The sequence below is a fragment of the Ignicoccus islandicus DSM 13165 genome (genome assembly GCF_001481685.1).
In the GTDB taxonomy this organism is placed as follows: domain Archaea; phylum Thermoproteota; class Thermoprotei_A; order Sulfolobales; family Ignicoccaceae; genus Ignicoccus; species Ignicoccus islandicus.
This window is the reverse complement of sequence record NZ_CP006867.1, coordinates 507,042-526,552: the sequence shown is the minus strand read 5'-3', so window position 1 is coordinate 526,552 and position 19,511 is coordinate 507,042. Positions and strand designations below refer to the sequence as shown.

Below are 19,511 nucleotides of genomic sequence, written 5' to 3'. Positions count from 1 at the left end.
ACAATAATAACTTCTATTATGTTCTAATTTCGAAAAGAGAAGGGTTAGATTAATAGGTTCTAGTATGAGTTTCTCTAGGCGTTTGTTTCGATAAACTTTCAGACCTCTACATTCGTAGAAATTCCACGAATTCTTCAAGTTCGTCTCAACGATTAAGCGTGGCCATTCTAAATGAAGTTCCACATGAATTGATTCGTTGATGTCTATTAGTGCCAATTTGTATGGAAGAGATGCCGTTACCCTCATGTTACGCCCCCTCATTGAGGGCTACGTCTAAGTATTCGTTAATGATTCTCGAGAGTTCTTCTGGAGAACGTACTATAATGAAGCTTTCGAACTTCTCCAAAACCTTAAGCTTCTCTACCTCTAGCCAGTGAACGTTTATCTCAACCTTTTCGAAGCAGTTAATTGCTTCGTAGGGACATTTGGTTACACATAATTCGCAACCTATACACCGATCTAGAAGAATTCTCTTTTTAGATATACCGTCAACAATGGCTTTCGTAGGACAAGTTTCTTGAGGAGGACATACTGAACAGTTGACGCAGTTATCGTGAACCGTACAAGGAAGGGCCGTTTCCTTTACCCAAGGCGCATCAGTAGGTAAGAGAATTGTAGTTACACCGGCTTTCCTAGCCATAGCTGCCGCTGTCGTAACCAAATTATCTGCTATTCCATCAGCTATTTTGTTAGCGGTGTTCGCTGATAACGGAGCTAATACGAATAACTCGTACTTCTTCGAAAGAACTCTTCCATATATATGAGAAAGGGGATTGGGATCTACTTCAAGTTCGGAATAATATCCACCGGTATATTTCTTGAACACGTCTAGGACTCCGTATAGCTTAGCTATCTCATAGCCGTTACGAGTCATGATAACTGTAACCTTGGTTCTAGATGCCACTTTTTCAAATATCGAAGCGGATTCCCTCATCCAATGGCCGGCACCGGTAACTCCCCATAATACCTTGACCAAATTATCGTCCCATAAGCTCTCGATAGCGCTATTTTTCGAAGCTTCGTCGAAAGCTCGACGCTTTTGCTTCGAGTACTTTGATAGTTTGTATCGAAACCAAAAATTTTCACCTTTCGTGAGATAAGTCTTGCTATGAATATAGCTTTGTCTCCATCACTGAATGCCGGAATACAAGGGATTCGGAGCGATGGCGTCAATAACTGAGATACGAGTATCACGTTTCCGTAATCCTCCAATACTTTTACCACTTGGAGAATCTTCTCGAAATTATCGCCATGAGCAACTAGGAATAAGGTGGATCCCGCCATCATTTCTTCCTTCAACCTTTCGAGCGTTACTCCGTCCATGTCGCTGACTATTACGTCAGGGTGACCATCGAAGACGTTCAATGCGCTATCAACTACCATTGTTGAACAGTCTTTAGGTAGCTCAGTCGACTCATATTGTGGTCCAATTACGACCAAACAATCGAAATGGGGGATTCGGTAGGTTAGACGTATTTTTTCAAGTTCGCTAACAGCCCTAAAGTCTTTTCGTAGGTCAAACGAAAGCCATTTCGAAAGATCACCTAAGGCTATCTTCCAATCGTTACATATTTTCGCAACCATATTCATAACTGTAATCGACCCCCGTATTAACGGTCGTTAGTAGTGAACGGCGCTACCAGAGTAGACGTTGTCGATCAAAATAAAACTTTGAAGAATGCCGAGGTGCTCAAGCTCGAGCATGATAACGCCAAAACCTATATGATTATCTACAAAAAGAGAGGTAAGCAACAAGTTCTCGAAAGCTTAGAAGACGAATTTTACGTCTTACCCATAGTCAATAAGTTTCAGAAGACTGTAGTAGAGGAATTGGATAGTAAGGAGGAAACGCCATTGATATACAAGCTCAAGATACCGTCTACTTTCCTCTCTAGCGAGGAGATAATAAGGGGGATGATAAGACCATTAGTTAGATACTATATCCCTTCTGCTTTAGAAGAATACGACGTTAACTTGGCTTACTCTATAATTGACGCTGAGAATAACAAAAGGAGAATAGCGTTCTTAATAGCGCTCAAACCTCAATGTCAAAAGAAGATCAAACTAATACCAATCACGATTTCCTCAGATGTAGAAAAACTGACTAGAGAGGACGTCCTAAAAATTTTTAGAAGAGAAAGAAATGAACTTCGAAGGATCCTTAAAGAGTTAGAACGAATAGGAGAAGTTCCATCAGATTTCACGAAGAAACTTACTATTCAGAACTTCTTGCTAGTTAGGATTGCTAATATATTTGAGGAAGACGAGGTAGTTGTGGACGATGACGATGACGTATCTCTAAGTTTAAAATTGAGAAAACCCACATGGGATTTAAGTCAATTCCCCAGAGAGCTATCTGAGCAAGTTAGAACTATCGTTATTAACCCTATTCTTGGTTCAAAGAAATATGCACTTAAGGGAATAATCGTTACTGGACCTCCCGGAATGGGCAAATCAGTACTCGTAGAAGCGATTAGTAAGGAGTTGAATAGGAAATTACTAGATATAGATCCGTCAACTTATAGGAGTATGTGGTACGGTCAGACTGAGAAGATACTGAAGAGTATTTTCGACAGTATAAAGAATAGGAGCGATATAACTGTTTTAATAGATGACGCGGAATTCTTGGCTAGTCGAACTATGGCTGTTCACGAAGGTTACTTAGCAGAGGTCTCTGTTTTCCTAAAGATGTTGCAAGAGGAAAGGAAACCTTTGATAGCTCTAACTGCAAATCATCCTGAAATTATAGATCAAGCGTTAATTAGACCTGGGAGAATCGATGCCATAATCGTCATGGGTTATCCTGATAAAGAATTCAGGGAGAAAATAATTACTAATGCCTTGCGTCGCTACGACGTGAAGCTAGCTTCCCATGCTCTTTTGGAAGACATGGTTAGAATAACTAGGTGGTTCAGCGCAGCCGAAATAGACGCTTTCGTAAGGATGGCTGCAATGAAAGGTAACGGTAAAATAGATCGAGATAGCATATGGTGGGCAAGGAGGAAGTTCAACATAAACGAAAACGATAGGAAGAACCTCCAGGAACGAATCATATGGAGCTTGAAACAAGTTCAAGGAATAGTTATTGACTATGTAAAGACCCCAGATAAAATATGAAAGGGGGGATTTGATGTGAGCTTAAACTGGACGCCCCGATGGAAGATAGTAGAGATAGATGTAGAAGGTATAAGGTTGAGAGTTCCGCGAGACGAAGTCAGTGGCTTGCTCTCATGCCCAATATGTCACTCTATTGAAGAAAGTAATGGGAGGTACTTCTTTGACGAACGTTCTTTAATTAATCACATGATTACTCATGCCAAACTTTAATTCTATTCAATTTTACTCCTTTATATTGTTCAGTCTCCTAACCATCTTAACGGCTGCCTCTACAGCCCTTCTCGCATATTCTTCTATCCTTTCAGTAGCTTGCTCTCTTGTAGCATTGGGACCTATTATTCCGAGCGCTACTGGCTTATTATATTCTAACGATAGGTCTAGAAGTTTACGTGCGGCTTGATGAGCTACAACTTGATCGTGGTCCGTCTCTCCTTTTATTACAGCACCTATTACTGCCACCGCATCTATATCGTCCCTTTCTAGTAGTACCTTGGTTGCTAATGGTGTTTCAAATACGCCCGGCACGTAAACAACTTCGAAGTCAACGCCTAAGAATTGGGCATGAGAAACGGCCTTCTCTTTCATCATATAGGTTATGTCATAATTGAACTCAGCTACTACAATTCCTATCTTCAAATTCTACTTCCCCAAAACGGTTCTAAGCACCTCTTTTATGCACTCCGGGGGAACGTAATTAGTAACCCTGATTTTCTCACTTGCTTTATAAACTTTCAATCCCTTCGATTTCAAGCACAAGGGATCTACCTCAAATACAACGATGCACTTGCCTTTCCTCTTGGCGTTTTCTATAGCTATGTCTAAGGTTGTAGCCAAATGAACATAAGTTCTCTTCATAGGTTTTATACCTTCGTTAATAATTTTCATTGCGTTCTCGCAAGAAGTACCATGGAAAAGTTTCCCTTCGTAATCCTCTTCCATTTCAATGGTTACTGGAAACGTATGACCGTACCGGGCCCTTATCTTATTTCCGGAAATTTCATACCTTCCCTTTTCATCTTCTCTGGCGATTTCAATTATGTCCTCCAAATTTACTTCCGGAAATTTCTTCCTAACTTCTCTAAGAAGCCTATCTAACGTGACCCAACCGTGCCTATCTACGAAATCCGGCTTGTGTCTGAGTAAGTAAGTCATGTACTTGCTAATTTTAACCTTAGTTCTATCATCCATGTCTTGAGTCCTCATCGACCGAATGAAAGTTAATGGGTAGCGATTAATTATTGTTCCAGTAAGATCCCACCTGAAAGTCTCGGAAATATAATCCTTCTATGGAATCTTTAGATTGGTGCAGCGGTTGAAGCCAAGAATGCCCGAGGGGACGAGATACTTACGTTCGGACGGCACGCCTAGTAAGCTATCTAGAAAGCATAAAGAAGAGAAATGGATATCATACGTTAAAGAACCTGAAGAGGTACACTCGCCTCAAGCTAATCTCAGGTCCATAATTTTGGAATTATTAAATTCACGCACTATCTCTAATGTTATTTTAGCCGATGGGGATAAGTACGTGGGCATAGCACGCTTACCTAAAATTGCTGCTTCTATCGCATTGTGGCATGAAAGGGATACGCCGATTTATGAAATCTTCTTAGAACCAGTAAAAAGAGTCGAAGAGAAGGTAACTCCAATCGACGGGGAAATGAGCGATAAAGAAGTAAGGGAACTAATAAAGAACGAACCGCTTATTGACTTATACCCAGTAGTAGAGGAAGGAAAGGTAGTTGCCAGTTTACCTATAAGGGAAATCCTCGCAACGCGCGTAAGCGATCTTCCTGCAATACAGTTAGGGGAGCTCGCACTCGAGCTACCGAGAGCTAACACCTTAGGAGAAGCACTGATGTTAATGGATGAGAAGGTGTTCCCAATAGTTCTAGTAGGCGATAAGGTTCTGAAAGCTAGAGACGTTCTCATGAAAATATGGGAAGAAAGGAGAAATCCCATTGGAGAAGTTAGTTTCGATGGATTGTTGAAGGAACCTCATATAATCAGTGAGAACGTAACTTTAAAGGAGGTAATTGAACTAATTAAACCCGAAACAGATGATGGTATACTAATAAGTGTAAAAGGAGAGGTAAGGTATGTCCCTTGGAGTTTGATTTTCAGTCAAATGATATGACAGAGCCATGCTTTTTGGCAGATGCAATGTTAGGTAAACTAACTCGATATTTGAGGATATTAGGGTATTCTGCCGAGTATACCCAAGAAGAAGACTCGAAGATAGTCCAACGCTTCAAGAAATCCAGATGTATAATACTAACAAGGGACAAATTTCTCTGTCAGCGGCTCCCTAGAAACTGCGTATACGTAAACTCCATCGACGTAAAAAATCAACTCATAGAACTCAAACTTAAGACAGGTATCCGTTACGAACTACCTATAACACCTAAGAGGTGCAGTCTGTGTAACGCTCCATTAAGGCGAATAGGAGTAATGGGTGACAGGGAAGTATGGGTTTGTACGAAATGCGGACAACCTTATTGGAGAGGTTCGCACATACGGCGCATTGAAAACGTGATTAGAGAGATTAATATGATGTTTGGTGAGTGAGTCGGACAACCCAGCGAAATCTCATCTAGTTCGACCACTAGCGGTTTCTTCTTCCTCTCTTTTTCTTACCCTTTTGAACCTCCGTTGCCCAGACTGGGACTCCTAAGAGCCTCTTCATAATCTCGCTTACAAATCTTACGTATTTGCCTTTCTGACCTACGAAGGCTCCGAATTCGTCGCTATTGACCTTAACCATTAATTGGGGACCAGCGAAATCAACATCTACTATGTGTTTGGAGATCCATGGAACTGGATGTACGGCTATAATAAAGTCCTTCAAATCATTAGTCAGTTCTACGGTCCTTAGCTTTAGACCAGTATCTTCTTCTATCCTGGCAATCCTTTCACCGCCTTTTCCTATTAAGCGAGGAGCATGCCCCTCCTTAAGGACCACGAGTCCATCTGGAACGTGTTGGTTGTCCTCAAGTTCGTATTTCTTTTTGAGGTCTACGAATTCGACCACTGTTATGACGTCTGCATCAGGAGCGTATATTTTCGCGGCTTCGAGGACGTTCTTTTCGACGTCGTTTAGTTCCCTTTTCCTCATTCGAAGTTCCATCATGAACCTTATACCTCTGCGAGCACCTGGTCTTACTATATCTTTAAGTCCGAAGTCTATCACTACAGTTCCATCTTCTCGAAGCAATATTTCTCTCAAGAGCGATGCACCGTCTCTTCCTATTTCGGTATTAGACTGGAATACAGGATCACCAATCACAACGAACTTACTTGACTCCCCCAACCTCATTAGAGCCTCTATGGCCGCTTCGGGATCAGCGTTTTGCGCGTCATCTAGTACTACAATAGACCTATCGAACGTCCTACCTCTTAAGTAGTGAGTGTCTACGAGTAGAAGTTTACCCTTTGAATGTAGTTCCTCTATTTCGTTCTGGTCTATAAAGCCTGCAAGGATATCTCTTAGGTATGCGGCAGCTATTTGAAAGTAGTCCTCTACGCCTACGTCAGCAATAGTAAGTTCCTTACCGGTAACTACGTCAATGACTGGTCTCGCTATTATTACTTTTTCATACTTTCCTTCTTTGAGGGCTCCTATTGCGTATGCTAACGATATTAGACTCTTACCGGTTCCCGAAGGTCCAAACGCACCTACTATATCTATTGTCGAATCTTCCAAAGCCTTGAGTAGGGCAGATTGGGCCTTCGTTTTCGGTCTCACGTTTTCGAGTACCATCGTTCCATCCCAGTGTTACTTCATGATGTATTCCTTAGAAAAATACGGGTTTTATCCGGACCCTGGGATCATAGCTCTTCATGCAGTTAAATTAAATTCGATCGTTTAACATCAATGTAATGGAGTTCGATTTGGTAAAACTAATAATAGTGACAACGGGACTGCCCGGTTCCGGTAAAGGTACTTTCGCTAAGGTCGCAGAGCAACTTAAGATACCAGTGATTGTTATGGGAGACATCGTTCGAAGTGAAGTAGTAAGGAGGGGATTAGATCTAACTCCGGAGAACATAAGGCGCGTGGCATTGCAACTTAGAGAAGAAGAGGGTTCGATAGCAGTAGCGAAAAGAGTTGCAGAGAAGATACGAGGACTCGAGAGTTGTGCCGTAGTTATAGATGGCGTTCGATCCTTGGACGAGGTGGAAGTCTTTAGAAAGCTCGGTAAAGTTGTGATAATTTCAATAGAGGCTCCTTTCGAAGTTCGTTTAGGTAGAGTATTAAAGAGGGGTAGAGTTGATGACGTTAGTGAGGAGGAACTGAGGAAACGCGACGAACTAGAGATATCCTTAGGTATAGATAAGGTAATGCGAAATGCGGAGATAGTTATTGAGAACGTATCAACGTTACAAGATTTCGTAGATAAGTCGAAACGATTACTCTCGGAACTATTGAGAACCTATTGTTACTAATATACTTAGTAAGTGTGAGCCCAATGGCGGTATCAGTATGGTCATGAAGTGGCCAGAAGACTGCTTGAGATGTTTATTTGATGCGAGAATTTACGATGCGTACCAAGGAAACGCTACCGATAAAGAGATCCAACTAATAATTGGTGGAACGGCATCGTCGCTCCAGTTTCCCAAAAGTAAAGCCTTCAGATACTCTTGGAGAATTCTCAAGGACGTAATAGGAGACGTATACCAGAGGACCAAATGGGAACTATTTAAGAAGGCCCTCGAAACCCCAATTGAATACCCTAAGAGCTTGGAAGACGCTCTTAGAATAGCTACCTTGGGAAACATGTACGATACAGCAGTAGGTGGTCAATACAGAATGCAGAACGCTAAGTATGGTAAACTGATTGCACTAGGTACGGACCTCTTACTCAATGGTGGGAAAATGGTTTACGCTATAGATAACCTTCCTGAACTGCCATACGACGTAGCTGCTGCTAAATTCTTCCAAAGATTAGGATGGGAGGTCACTTTAGTGGCTAGGGAGGAGAGTTACGAAATTGATGCAACTTATTCAGACTTAGCTGAGGTAGCGCAATTACTTAATTGGGATGGAGGTCTCGAAGCGTTACCTTCAGACTGTACTATTTACGATAGATGCGATGAAGCCAAGGAGCTTAGGAGTAACGTCGATTTGATAGTTTCGAAAGGTTTACTCAATGCAGATGCATACATAGACTTCCAACCTTCGGAACCATCTATATTGCTATACATGGCCAAATGTAGACCATTGGCCGAGGCAGTTGGTGCTGAAATAGGAGATGGCGTTGCGGTTCTCGGTGAAATTCTTCTTAAGGGAGTAAAGGGAGGAATTTAAATCGCGCCCTCATCCCTACACGAGGGTTAAGCGAAATGGGAGTGTATCACGGTAACGACCTGAAGAAAATTACTGGAGGTAAGAAAAGGAGACATGTAAAGGTAAAGAGAAAGTATTGGACCGGTAGATTTCCTATAAACACAACCTTGTCTGATAAAGAACTCAGGAAAATAGAGAGGGTAAGGGGAGGTAACTATAAAGTTAAGTTGAGGTATGCTCAATACGCGAACGTCACTGATCCTAGGAACTACGAGACCAAGAAGGTGAAGATACTCAGAGTCTTAGAAACGCCAGCCAACAAAGAACTGGCACGACACGGTATAATAGTCAAAGGAACGTTAATAGAGACCGAAATAGGAGTAGCTAAGGTAACTTCGAGACCTGGCCAAAGCGGTGTAATTAACGCAATATTGCTTCCAGAGGTTCAAGTACAGAGGAAGAAGAAATGACTAAGAGAGAGTACAAGGGCAAGTACGTAACTGTTTGGCCTCAATATTTCGATTCCACTTTAAGCAGGAGATATGGAAGAAGAGTTCCCAAGGAACTTTCCGTCCCAAAACCTACAACTAAGGAAATTATTGAAGTTCTTAATAGTCTTAACAGAAAGTACGTTGTTTTAGAGGGTAAATATCCGCGAATATGGTGGCACGATGAGAATCCGGTAGCAGTTGAGAAAAAGGAGGGCGAAAGGAAGACGCAAATACTCCATGAGATTGCACGAGAATTATATCGTAAGCGATTTAAGAAAGAAGCGTAACACGTAGACACTTCCAGCCAACTCCGATAAATATCTATGATACTACAGTAATACCGGGTGTGCTAATCATTGAAGCTTGAACTTCATACTGAAACCAAGACAGGTTTGAAAGTCTATAGGTTAACCGATTCTAGGGTTCCAAGAATAGGTCAAATAATCAAGGTAAATGATGGAACATTAAAAGTTTTAGACGTGATAGGTAGAGTCGATACCCCATTCATAGTCGCGAAGGAAGTTAGGTTAGACAGTTCTAGGAAGAAGAGTAAGATGAAAGGAAGGAAAATTAGAAGGGCAAAGAGAGGTGAGTAAGCGATGAGTCTCTCAGTGTCCTCGCCCACTCAAAGACACTGTCCTTATTGCGGAGCTCTATTGACTTACGTCCTATACAATGACGAAGGAGAACCAGTGTGCCCAACGTGTGGCTCAGTTCTATCTCCTGCATTCGGCTTTGTACATGATATAGGAATCGAAGGTAAATATGATGTATTCGAACCTTATTCAAAATCCGGAGAAGGTAGGATAAGCAGTCGCGCTACTCTGAGCGACTCCGTTCACGATGGAGGCTTAGGTACTGTCATAAATCCTCGCGAGGCGAAGGGAAGCAAGTTCAAATTATTTAAAAAGCTCTCTAAAGAGCAAGAAAAGAGTAGAATTCGAAATAACAAGGAAAGCATCGAAGTAGACGTTATGAAGACTCTCAACGTATTTTTGGATAACGTTAGTTCGGATGTTAATATTCCCGATAGCGTAAGGAAGGAAATTAGTAAAGTAGCGAAGAAGATAGTAAATGACAATTACGAGAGTTTCAAGGGCATTAGCAGGAAAGACCGTAACCACCTAGCTTACGCAATAGCCTTGATGATCTTAGAAGCGCGAGGGGTAGTGCCCGAAGCAAAGTCCTTCTTAAGGAAATTCTTTAACGATGAGAAGGAGATTAATAAAATAATAGATTGGCTAAAGAGGGTCAAGTACGACTACGGTCGTGAAATCTATATGAAGATGGTGAATCCCCGAAACAGGGAGGAAGAATACTTGGCTAAGGGCAGATCCACTCTGCAGTACGTTATACAACAGCTAAAACTAGATTACAAACCAGAAGAACGCCCAATTCTGCATAGTTTCTATGAAGATCTGATAAGAAACGCCTTATCCATGAACATGAACTCAGGAAAGCAGAAATTGTCGTTACTGGGCGGCTTAGTATATATAGTTTTGAACGTCTTCAGTAAGAGCGAGAAAAGTAAGGTAACTCAAAGTAGACTGGCCAAATTACTTAACGTCGGCAATAATTCTATACGAGAGACATACGTTGAAGCAAACGATAGATTACTAATAGTAGTCTCAGTCCCAACTCGCAAGAGAAAGTAACCTCGATAGAAATGCATATTGATTCAAATCGATACTACTATCAGGAGTGGGGAAACAATGTCAGAGAGCTCGCAGTTACCGCAATCGATTTCTACGGTGCTAAATTACATAGCGCAATTTTACACGTGGTTACAAACTCAAGTAGCTCACTACTTACAGATTTACGTATTTGAAAAGAACCCAGTCTTAGCTGAAAGGTACGGTAATTTAATTGTACTCATGACGACGCTTACCATAATATATGCACTCCTAGAGTTCTTCGAAAGCTTTAAGAAAGTATTGAAGTATATAATCGGACTAGGCTGGTTCATACTAGTACTTTCGATAGCCTTTAACTTCTTAAATAAATGAGTTTATTCTTCCGAAGAGCCTTCAATAGGGGTCCCTAACTCCTCTAGAGGTTTGCCTTTCAGGAACATCTCTACTTTCGCTGGAACTTCAGACACCTTAACCCTCACTTGCTTCCAAGTATCTCTATCCCTGAAAGTCACCGTGTTATCTTCTAAAGTCTGGAAATCGACCGTAATTGCAAGGGGCACACCGACTTCGTCCCATCTAGCGTACCTTCTGCCTATCGATCCCTTTTCGTCGTATTCCACTCTGTAGTTCTCACTTAACATCTCAACGATTTCGAGAGCTTTCTCCTTAAGTTTCTCTTCTTCCAGTAATGGTAACACTACTACTTGAATTGGCGCTATTTCCCTGGGCAGACTCAAGATGACTCTACCGTCTTTTTCCTTATACGCATGTTCTAACGCTACGTAAAGCAGTCTCTCAACTCCGAACGAAGGTTCTACTACGTGAGGTACGAATCTCTCAACAGTTATGACTTCCTCTACTTCTTCTACCCATATGAGATCTCTTCCAAGCTCGTGATCATTAACTTTGACGTAGCCTCTTTCCCTTAGTTCCTTTTCAACCTCGTCTGGATTCATCTCATTTAATCTCTTCATTATTTCCTTTGCCTCTGATTTGAACCTAATACCTAGTTCGCGCTTATTCACCCTTATTACTTTTCTCTTGACCCTTTTCGGTTCACTCAGCCTCCTTATAGCATATAGATCCTTTCCACTATATTCTATATGCCTTGAAACGTCGTAATCGCCTCTATAAGCGTGACCGCTCACTTCCATCCAGCCATACCTTTCAGTCCTTACCAATTGATCGTACGTCTGAGAACTGTAGTGTGCCCTCTCTTCAGGGCTCTTCTCTTCAAAGAATTGATCTTCATCGCTTATTCCTAATCTATTTAGTAGCTCCTTCGCCTTCAGCATCCAGTATGCCATCCATTCATTGATGATCCAGCCCCTTTCCAACGCTTCTTTCACCGATACCTCGACTGGTTCCTTAACCCCCTCCTTCTGAAGTTCCCATGGCAGCAACCTAATTTTGGCTTCGTAGTCTAGAGGGGGTTTACCCGGATTTAAAGGGTCAATGAAGAACTCTATCTCCGCTATTGTGAACTCTCTTAATCTTAGGAGACCTTGCCTTGGAGATATTTCGTTTCGCCCTACCCTTCCTATTTGCGCAATTCCAAAGGGCAGTCTTTCTCTATTGAGTTGATATACCTTCTTAAAGTTTACGAACGCACCTTGTGCTGTCTCTGGCCTCAAGAAGCCCTTGCTTCCCTCATATGGGCCTATTTGAGTTTGGAATAACAGTAAGAACGGCCTTACTTCCCCGAGCTCTCCTCCGCATACCGGACAGCGAATGTTATTCTCTCGGATTATTTTGGTTAGGTCCTCTGGTTTAAGACCTTCCACCTTAATTCCAGTAGCCTCCTCAATCAAGTGATCGGCTCTAAACTTCCTTCCGCAATTCTTACATTCGACAATCGGATCAGTGAAGTTTTCCACGTGTCCCGAGGCCTCTAGTACCTTATATGGAGTGAGGATGGGAGTCTCCATTTCGAAGACTATTCTCTGTAGGGGTCTAATTAGAACCTTTTTCCAGAGCTCTATTATCTTGTTCTGAAGTTCCTTTCCAAGTGGTCCTAAATCGTATAGTCCAGCGACTCCTCCGTAAATTTCCCACGAAGGCCAGTAGAAACCTCTCCTTTGAGCCAAATCTGAGACTTTAGTTGACTTATCCTCGGCCAATTCCACTTATCCCCGTAATGAAGGTTATGAACAGTTCTTTTAGGGTTACTTAGGGTGAAACGAATGAAAGTATTAAAGGCCAAGAAACTCTATGTTGGTGATGGAAACGTTAAAGAGAACGTTTACGTAGCTTTTAATGGAAATGAGATAGTCCATGTTGGAGAGGAGGTAGGAGGCGAATACTTAGGAGAGTTCGAGGTAGTAACTCCAGCCTTCATTGACCCTCACTCTCATATAGGAATGGATAGGGCCGGTGAACCGTATTACGAAGAGGAAGCAAACGAGCATATGGATCCAGTTCTCCCATATCTATATGCGGAAGAAAGCGTTTACATGGACGATAAGGCCTTCCGTGAAAGCGTAGAATGGGGTGTATTATACTCAGTAGTGTTACCAGGATCTGGAAACGTGATAGGAGGTAGGGCCGCGCTTCTTAGAAACTGGGAAACCAACATAGAGGACGCTTTCGTGAAACACGTAGGAGTAAAAGCTGCCATGGGATACAATCCACGCTCAACGACATCATGGGGAGGACAGAGACCTAGCACCAGGATGGGTGCCACTGCAATATTTAGGAAAGCCCTAAGCAAAGCCTATTCAGATTTGAAAAAACTCAAAGAAGGAAAACTCAGTTGGGACGAATTGGAACCTCTTTCCAAAGCCCTCATACCGGTCCTCGAGGGCAGGTTACCGTTCAGAATACACGTTCATAAGGAAGACGACATAGCTATAATAAAGAGGCTCGCTAAGCAGTACGGTTTCAAGTATACAATAGATCACGCGTGTGACGTACACACAGAGAGAGGCTTCAAATTGATAAAGGACTTAGGAGTCCCGGTAATCTACGGCCCAATCGATAGCCACCCGTACAAAGTCGAATTGAAACATGAGAGTTACAAGAACATAAGGTTACTGATTAAGTACATGCCGGACGTCTTGGCTTTGATGAGCGATCATCCCGTCGTCCTTCAAAGAAACCTCATGTTACAACTCAGGTTCTTTATGAAGTATGGAATGAAATTTGAAGACGCTATTAAGCTGATTACGAGTAATGCAGCTAAAGTGGTTGGCTTAAACGCGGGTGAAGTGAAGCCAGGTAAACTGGCATCGATAGTAGCTTGGGACGGCGAGCCATACGTTCTTGGTAGCTCTGTCGTCATGGCAGTTGCAGAAGGCAAGATTATCGAACTTTAAACAGAAAGTCTCAGAGATGCGGGGTTTTACCTCACTTTTCGGTACCGGGGTTTCACATCATAGAAGTGAACTACGGATTTGAATCCTAAAATAAAAACCAAGATGTTGAGGCTCCAGCGAGAGCCCTCAGTCATCCCTAAGAAATCCTACGATGTCGGAGTCTTCATCGCCTCTTTAGCTGAATCTCTATGTAAACGTTACTTGGGACCCTTATCCTCATTATACTTCTCATTACTTTTTCGTTTAATTCAACGTCTATTAATCTCTTATGGATCCTCATTTCCCAGTGCTCGTATACCTTGGTTCCTTCTCCATGCGGAAGCCTGAGCGTCGATATCTCCAGCCTCTTTGTTGGAAGAGGTATGGGACCTCTTACCTTTACGCCAAGTGAGGATGCCGTTTCCTTTATCTGTTTTGCAACGGCATCGAGCGCTCTAACGTCAGTACTCCAGAGCCTTATGCGTGCCACGTTAGCCATTTTTCGTGACCCACGACGTCCTTGAAGCGTGAATGGGTTAAATAGTAATCTTTCAGACCGCTAGGTTCTCCTACAGTCTCTTCAACTCCTCTATGTTTATTCCATCCTTCGTTACACTGTAGTAAGCTGCGAACGGATTTCTCGGTACTCGCGATTTACTTAGTTTCAATATCCTTTCAACTCTTAGACCCGCCCAATAGGTTTCGAACCTCGTAACCGTTTCGGCAAAGCTTTCCAGGATGGATATGGATTCCGGGTTCCCACGCTTATCTATTACAGCAATAACTACTATTGCGTTACTCGCAGCTACCATGTTTAGCGTTCGAGTAAGTAACTCGGGATCTGCGTCGAACCATGAGGTAGAATCTACTAATATGAGAGGATACGCCGTCATCAAGTCAACTACCTTAGCAATGGCGTCGTTAGAAGATTCTGCTTCCTCGTAATGCCACATGTTACCCTCTTCTAACGACCTTACTGCTATCCCCATGGCCTCCGCTATTTGTCTATGGTATTCCGAGTTACCCTTATCTATTATGAATGCTATTCTTTCTCCTCTTTCGCTCCAAGACTTAGCTATTATGTATAGAAACATGTGAACATTGGAATCCGGATCGCCCGAAAGTACTTGTAAGCTTCCTAACGTAACGTTACCTACTCTGACGTCGAAAACCGGGATACCTAACCTTATTAACCTCATGGACGCCAAAGCTCTAATGCCCGCCATTGATTGACTCTAACGACGTTCTAAAGGTTCGCTTTTATCAGCCGTGCACATGAATAGGTCGTACTGCTGAAGAAAAATATAATTTATTATTATACCGTAAGTCCCGGTGCGTCGAACTTGGCTGACATGTATGCGCTTATAGCGTACGCTGGGTTGGTGCTTGGAGTACTACTAGCTACGTTGGTTGCCTACTATTTCGTATATTCCTCGATGGTGCAATCGTATAAGGAAATAGCAATTCAAATAGCCCAGCAGTACAATAACGCCACTTTGCTTTACGCGCAGTTATACCTACAATACTTATATCTACTTAAGGAATACCTTAACGTAACTTCCCAAATGGGTATAGTCCCACAAAACCTCCCATCACCGCCACCCATTTCGCTACCTAACATGCCAATAAGCGTCAGCGTAGCGTTACCTAACCAAATAGCAATACCTTCAATTAACTCATGGCCTCCATATCCTCCTTCGTAAGCGAAGGCAAACTTAATGACATATGTTCCTATCGTACAAGTGGTACCAGTTTATGAAAGAAGAAACAATGCGTTTCTACTTGTTAGACGTAAGCTATGAAACAGAGATGTCGAAACCAGTAATACTTCTTTGGGGTGTCAACGAAGGAAACGAAAGGGTGCTTTTAAAAGATCCGCGTTTCCGACCGTATTTCTATGTACTTCTCCGTGAGGGCGTAGATTCAGTAAGCGTGAAAAACGAAATCATGAAACTAAGCAAGCCTAAGTCACCGATAATATCAGTTGAGGAAGTTAAGAAGAAATACTTCGGTCGTCCGCGATCAGCGCTAAAGGTCACTACCGTTATTCCGGAGTACGTAAGAGAGTATAGGGAATTGGTTAGAACAATAGATGGTGTGGAAGACGTACTTGAAGCAGACATAAGGTTTTCGATGAGATACATAATAGATAAGGGTCTAAAGCCGCATGCATGGTACGACGTTAAAGTAAAGGAGTTGGGCAAGTCCCCTGTATATAGGGTCGATAACGTATATGAGGTATTGGAAGACTTACGAGAGGTTCATAGCGATGAGAGACCTGAACTCCGAGCGTTATCTTTCGATATTGAGGTGTATAACAAAAGTGGGACACCTAGACCCGAATCAGACCCTATTATATCTGTAGCAATAGCTACTAGAGATAAAGTAATGAGTAAGGTTGCTGAAACTAAGAGCGATTTGGAAGTAATTAAGTGGTTTAAAGAAACTGTTTTGGAACTAGATCCCGATTTGGTCTACGGTTACAATTGTAATAACTTCGATTGGCCTTACCTTATTGAGAGATCTAAGAGGATTGGCATCAAACTGGATGTAGGTAGAAAGGTAGGTGTATTACCAACCAGTGGAGCATACGGCCATTACTCTATACCAGGCAGACTCAACGTGGATATATACGATTTCGCAAAAGACGTGTACGAAATAAAGGTAAAGACATTAGAGAACGTCGCCGATTATCTAGGAGTAATGAAAAAAGAAGATCGCGTTATAATACCTGGTCACGAGATCTATAAATACTGGGAAGATCCATCGCTACGCGAAACTTTAAGAAAGTACAACGAGGCCGATGCGTTGTCCACATATCTCTTAGCTGAAATTTTCGTTCCATTCGGCGAACAGCTTTCATACTTAACGGGCCTCCCGCTCGATCAAGTTGGCGCGGCCCCAGTTGGGTTTAAAGTTGAATGGTACCTTATGAGAATAGCATATTCCGTCAACGAGCTAGTGCCCAACAGAGTAGAAAGGAAGGTCCAAAGCTACAAGGGAGCTATAGTATTAAAGCCCATTAGGGGCGTTCACGAAAACGTTGCTGTTCTAGACTTTTCATCGATGTACCCAAATATAATGATAAAGTACAACGTAGGCCCCGATACCCTCGTTAGGCCCGGAGAGAAGTACGATCCAAACGACGTCTATGTCGCTCCTTCCGGTCATAAATTTAGGAAGCGACCCGACGCGTTCTTCAAGATCTCACTAGTCCAACTACTCGAGCTGAGGAAGGAAATAAAGAACAAACTAAAGGAACTCGATCCATCGTCGCCCCAGTATAAAATATTAGATGATAGACAGAAGGCAGTTAAAGTACTAGCTAACGCTCACTACGGTTACATGGGGTGGCCCCACGCCAGATGGTATTGCAGGGAATGCGCAGAGGCGGTAACGTCCTGGGGTAGGAAATTGATCACTGAGTCGATAGAGTTAGCGCGAAAACTCGGCTTAAAGGTAATATATGGCGACACCGACAGCTTGTTCGTAATCTATGATAAAGAAAAAGTGGAGAAACTGATTAAGGTAATAGAGGAAAAGCTCGGCTTCGAGGTTAAGATAGATAAGATATATAAGAAGCTCTTTTTCACAGAGGCTAAGAAGAGATATGCGGGAATTACTCAAGATGGTAGGATCGATATAGTAGGATTCGAGGCCGTTAGGGGAGATTGGGCGGAAATAGCGAAGGAAGTTCAGGAAAAGGTAATTGAATTAGTTTTGAAAGAAGGTGATACGAAGAAGGCGATTGAATACGTTAGAGACGTAATAAGCAAGTTAAAGAAAGGTCAGATACCTATAGAGAAATTGGTCATTTGGAAGACTCTGGAGAAAAGGTTAGATGAATATAAAGTCGAAGCACCACACGTTAGTGCTGCGAAATACGCCGTCGAAAGGGGATACGAAGTAAGGAAAGGGGACAAAATTGGATACGTCATAGTTAAAGGCGCAGGCAAGCTCTCAAAGAGAGCGAAGCCGTGGTTCCTCAGTTCAGTTGAAGAAATAGACACCAGCTACTATATAGATCATCAGATAATACCAGCAGCTATGAGGATATTAGGATACTTCGGCGTTACAGAAGATATGTTGAAGGGGAGGGCATATGGTCTCATGGCGTTCTTCAGAAAGGAAAGTGAGAACGAGAGTAAAGACAAACGCGCTTAGAGTAATATTATGAATACGCCCTTCGGTCTATGGGTAATTCTAGCCATCCTCTTAGCTAATACCAGTTTTGCAGTACCCGGATTCTTAGTTCCAAGCACGTCTAAGAGTCTCTGCGTAACGACTCCGTCCATTACTACCGCTCTGACGTCATCTACCTCCTTTAGGTTCTCGACGAGGTCTCTGGTAGGAACCTTCTTCACAACGTTCCAGTTGCTATCGTAAATGATCGCTTCGAGTCTACCAGTTAACTCATTGAGCTTATTGAAGACTTCTTCTGGTATCACCATTTTGTACTCAACCACCTCCTTTTCTTCCTTCTCCGCTGGTAGTTGGATCTGAGTTTCACTTAATCCTTTCTCAGTGGGGACTGTGACTTTAGATTCCTTCTCTTCCACAAGTTTCTCCTTCTCTACTTGCGGCTGTTGAACTTGGACTTCAATTGCGCTCTGGGTTTGAGGAACCTCTTTTACTTCTTGGACGATTTGCGTCTGAGTGGTAACCTTCTCCTTCTCTTCGGGCTTCGTTGATTTGCTTTCCTCTTCCTTCTTTATTTCGGATACTTTCTCTAGTACCTCTTTCAGCTCTTTCATTTCGGATTGTTGTAGCTGCTCCATTTTCTCTAATTCTGCCTTTACCTCGCTTGCTTTCATCAAGTTAGCGAGAGCTCTAGCGATTTCCCTCCCAGTTAAGTCCTCAACTTCTTTTCCAGGCGGTGCGCGTGCCACGTAATCGATGTCTGCTTCTCTTAGTAGCTCCTTAAGTATCATCGTTCCGCCCCTATCTCCATCAACGAAAGCGATGGCAACCTTGTCCTTAGCTAGCCTCTTTATAGTCTCTGGTATTTTAGTGGTCGCACCGCCTAATGCTATTGCGTTAGTGTAACCGTACCTTAGGAGGTTAAGAACGTCTGCTCTACCTTCAACTATTATTACAGTATCGGATTTATCTACATCGGGACCGGCCGGGAGTTTCTCCGGTCCGTATTCTATTATATCAGCAGTCCTCACGCTTTCGGTAATTTCCTTCAGTATTTCCCTAACGTCCATAGTCTTCTCTTTCTCCCACTTTCTCAGAATCTCCTTTGCTCTCTCAATTATGCTCTTTATCTTTTGCGCTCTCACGTCTATTATATCTATAACTCTTATCCTCGCAGGATACGGGCCAACTTTCTCAACGCTTTCTATTAATGCGGCTAGGAGGGCCGTTTCGACTCTGTCCAAATTCGAAGGGATTAGAATTTCGCCACTAACTTTGTTGCCTTGGCGAGGGCCTAGTTTAACTATAATCCTTCCAATTCTGTTCTTATCTTGTAATTCCCTTAAGTCGAATTGTTCTCCTAAGAGACCTTCTGTTTGACCAAATATTGCACCTATTATATCATGTTCGTTAACGGGCCCTTCAACCTCTACATGCGCCTTAATGATGTATTTAACCATATCTCTCTCCCTCGGAGGCTCTCAAATCGCTAGTATCCATGTCCTACATTGCATGCTCATGTTATTATTTATAAGTATACTATTAATTTCGT

At 42.5% G+C, this 19,511-nt stretch carries 23 protein-coding genes; 14 read left to right on the top strand and 9 right to left on the bottom strand.

Going from position 1 to position 19,511, the window contains the following annotated elements; genetic code table 11:
- Positions 1-247: 247 nt before the first annotated feature.
- On the bottom strand, positions 248-976 hold the full coding sequence (locus tag EYM_RS02955; protein WP_157058745.1) for a flavoprotein: 729 nt from the start codon (positions 974-976) through the stop codon (positions 248-250).
- Positions 931-1,590, bottom strand: a complete 660-nt coding sequence (locus tag EYM_RS02950; RefSeq protein WP_157058744.1) for a hypothetical protein — start codon at positions 1,588-1,590, stop codon at positions 931-933. The genes EYM_RS02955 and EYM_RS02950 overlap by 46 nt, the downstream gene beginning before the upstream one ends.
- 36 nt (positions 1,591-1,626) lie before the next feature.
- Here EYM_RS02950 and EYM_RS02945 point away from each other — a divergent pair, with 36 nt between their 5' ends.
- A complete protein-coding gene (locus EYM_RS02945; protein WP_075049605.1) occupies positions 1,627-3,117 on the top strand; it encodes an ATP-binding protein in 1,491 nt (496 codons plus the stop codon).
- A gap of 15 nt (positions 3,118-3,132) precedes the next feature.
- A complete protein-coding gene (locus EYM_RS02940; protein WP_075049604.1) occupies positions 3,133-3,327 on the top strand; it encodes a hypothetical protein in 195 nt (64 codons plus the stop codon).
- A 12-nt stretch (positions 3,328-3,339) separates the two neighbouring features.
- Here EYM_RS02940 and ribH read toward each other — a convergent pair whose 3' ends face one another.
- Positions 3,340-3,705 (bottom strand): 6,7-dimethyl-8-ribityllumazine synthase, encoded by a 366-nt coding sequence (gene ribH, locus EYM_RS02935; RefSeq protein WP_420806571.1) that lies wholly within the window; start codon positions 3,703-3,705, stop codon positions 3,340-3,342.
- Positions 3,706-3,756: 51 nt separating this feature from the next.
- Entirely contained in the window at positions 3,757-4,305 is a 549-nt protein-coding gene (locus tag EYM_RS02930) for an RNA 2'-phosphotransferase (protein ID WP_075049602.1), read from the bottom strand.
- A gap of 124 nt (positions 4,306-4,429) precedes the next feature.
- On the opposite strand from EYM_RS02930, the gene EYM_RS02925 reads away from it, so the two are divergent.
- Together EYM_RS02925 and EYM_RS07980 are read left to right on the top strand one after the other, a co-directional pair.
- A complete protein-coding gene (locus EYM_RS02925; protein ID WP_075049601.1) occupies positions 4,430-5,251 on the top strand; it encodes a hypothetical protein in 822 nt (273 codons plus the stop codon).
- Positions 5,248-5,682, top strand: a complete 435-nt coding sequence (locus EYM_RS07980; protein ID WP_157058742.1) for a Mut7-C RNAse domain-containing protein — start codon at positions 5,248-5,250, stop codon at positions 5,680-5,682. The genes EYM_RS02925 and EYM_RS07980 overlap by 4 nt, the downstream gene beginning before the upstream one ends.
- A gap of 37 nt (positions 5,683-5,719) precedes the next feature.
- Here the strand turns inward: EYM_RS07980 and EYM_RS02915 are convergent, their stop codons facing one another.
- A complete protein-coding gene (locus EYM_RS02915; protein WP_075049599.1) occupies positions 5,720-6,874 on the bottom strand; it encodes a PhoH family protein in 1,155 nt (384 codons plus the stop codon).
- Between the two features lie 131 nt (positions 6,875-7,005).
- On the opposite strand from EYM_RS02915, the gene EYM_RS02910 reads away from it, so the two are divergent.
- From EYM_RS02910 to EYM_RS02880, 7 genes are all read left to right on the top strand, one after another.
- Entirely contained in the window at positions 7,006-7,560 is a 555-nt protein-coding gene (locus EYM_RS02910) for an AAA family ATPase (RefSeq protein WP_217221092.1), read from the top strand.
- Positions 7,561-7,603: 43 nt separating this feature from the next.
- Positions 7,604-8,422 carry an ARMT1-like domain-containing protein gene (locus EYM_RS02905; RefSeq protein ID WP_168050179.1) on the top strand — a complete coding sequence of 273 codons (819 nt, stop codon included), beginning with the start codon at positions 7,604-7,606 and terminating at the stop codon, positions 8,420-8,422.
- A 35-nt stretch (positions 8,423-8,457) separates the two neighbouring features.
- Complete coding sequence (locus EYM_RS02900; RefSeq protein WP_075049596.1) at positions 8,458-8,871, top strand: 30S ribosomal protein S8e; 414 nt, start codon at positions 8,458-8,460, stop codon at positions 8,869-8,871.
- Positions 8,868-9,179: a signal recognition particle subunit SRP19/SEC65 family protein gene (locus EYM_RS02895; RefSeq protein ID WP_075049595.1), complete on the top strand. Its 312-nt coding sequence runs from the start codon at positions 8,868-8,870 to the stop codon at positions 9,177-9,179. Before EYM_RS02900 ends, EYM_RS02895 begins: the two co-directional genes overlap by 4 nt.
- Positions 9,180-9,248: 69 nt before the next feature.
- Positions 9,249-9,488 carry a hypothetical protein gene (locus EYM_RS02890; RefSeq protein ID WP_075049594.1) on the top strand — a complete coding sequence of 80 codons (240 nt, stop codon included), beginning with the start codon at positions 9,249-9,251 and terminating at the stop codon, positions 9,486-9,488.
- A 3-nt stretch (positions 9,489-9,491) separates the two neighbouring features.
- Complete coding sequence (locus tag EYM_RS02885) at positions 9,492-10,547, top strand: transcription initiation factor IIB family protein (RefSeq protein ID WP_157058741.1); 1,056 nt, start codon at positions 9,492-9,494, stop codon at positions 10,545-10,547.
- A gap of 57 nt (positions 10,548-10,604) precedes the next feature.
- Positions 10,605-10,898: a hypothetical protein gene (locus tag EYM_RS02880; RefSeq protein WP_075049592.1), complete on the top strand. Its 294-nt coding sequence runs from the start codon at positions 10,605-10,607 to the stop codon at positions 10,896-10,898.
- A gap of 2 nt (positions 10,899-10,900) precedes the next feature.
- On the opposite strand, the gene glyS is transcribed toward EYM_RS02880, so the two are convergent.
- Positions 10,901-12,646, bottom strand: coding sequence for a glycine--tRNA ligase (glyS, locus tag EYM_RS02875; RefSeq protein WP_075049591.1), 1,746 nt, complete (start codon positions 12,644-12,646; stop codon positions 10,901-10,903).
- Between the two features lie 63 nt (positions 12,647-12,709).
- Between glyS and EYM_RS02870 the strand changes: the two genes are divergently transcribed.
- Positions 12,710-13,840 carry an amidohydrolase family protein gene (locus tag EYM_RS02870; RefSeq protein ID WP_075049590.1) on the top strand — a complete coding sequence of 377 codons (1,131 nt, stop codon included), beginning with the start codon at positions 12,710-12,712 and terminating at the stop codon, positions 13,838-13,840.
- A 163-nt stretch (positions 13,841-14,003) separates the two neighbouring features.
- Here the strand turns inward: EYM_RS02870 and rpsJ are convergent, their stop codons facing one another.
- Together rpsJ and EYM_RS02860 are read right to left on the bottom strand one after the other, a co-directional pair.
- Positions 14,004-14,318, bottom strand: coding sequence for a 30S ribosomal protein S10 (gene rpsJ / locus EYM_RS02865; protein ID WP_075049589.1), 315 nt, complete (start codon positions 14,316-14,318; stop codon positions 14,004-14,006).
- Positions 14,319-14,388: 70 nt separating this feature from the next.
- On the bottom strand, positions 14,389-15,027 hold the full coding sequence (locus EYM_RS02860; protein WP_075049588.1) for a hypothetical protein: 639 nt from the start codon (positions 15,025-15,027) through the stop codon (positions 14,389-14,391).
- A gap of 135 nt (positions 15,028-15,162) precedes the next feature.
- Between EYM_RS02860 and EYM_RS02855 the strand changes: the two genes are divergently transcribed.
- Complete coding sequence (locus EYM_RS02855) at positions 15,163-15,522, top strand: hypothetical protein (protein ID WP_075049587.1); 360 nt, start codon at positions 15,163-15,165, stop codon at positions 15,520-15,522.
- A 52-nt stretch (positions 15,523-15,574) separates the two neighbouring features.
- Positions 15,575-17,983, top strand: coding sequence for a DNA-directed DNA polymerase (locus tag EYM_RS02850; protein ID WP_075049586.1), 2,409 nt, complete (start codon positions 15,575-15,577; stop codon positions 17,981-17,983).
- Here EYM_RS02850 and dnaG read toward each other — a convergent pair.
- Positions 17,980-19,419 carry a DNA primase DnaG gene (gene dnaG, locus EYM_RS02845; RefSeq protein ID WP_075049585.1) on the bottom strand — a complete coding sequence of 480 codons (1,440 nt, stop codon included), beginning with the start codon at positions 19,417-19,419 and terminating at the stop codon, positions 17,980-17,982. The genes EYM_RS02850 and dnaG overlap by 4 nt on opposite strands.
- Positions 19,420-19,511 lie beyond the last annotated feature (92 nt).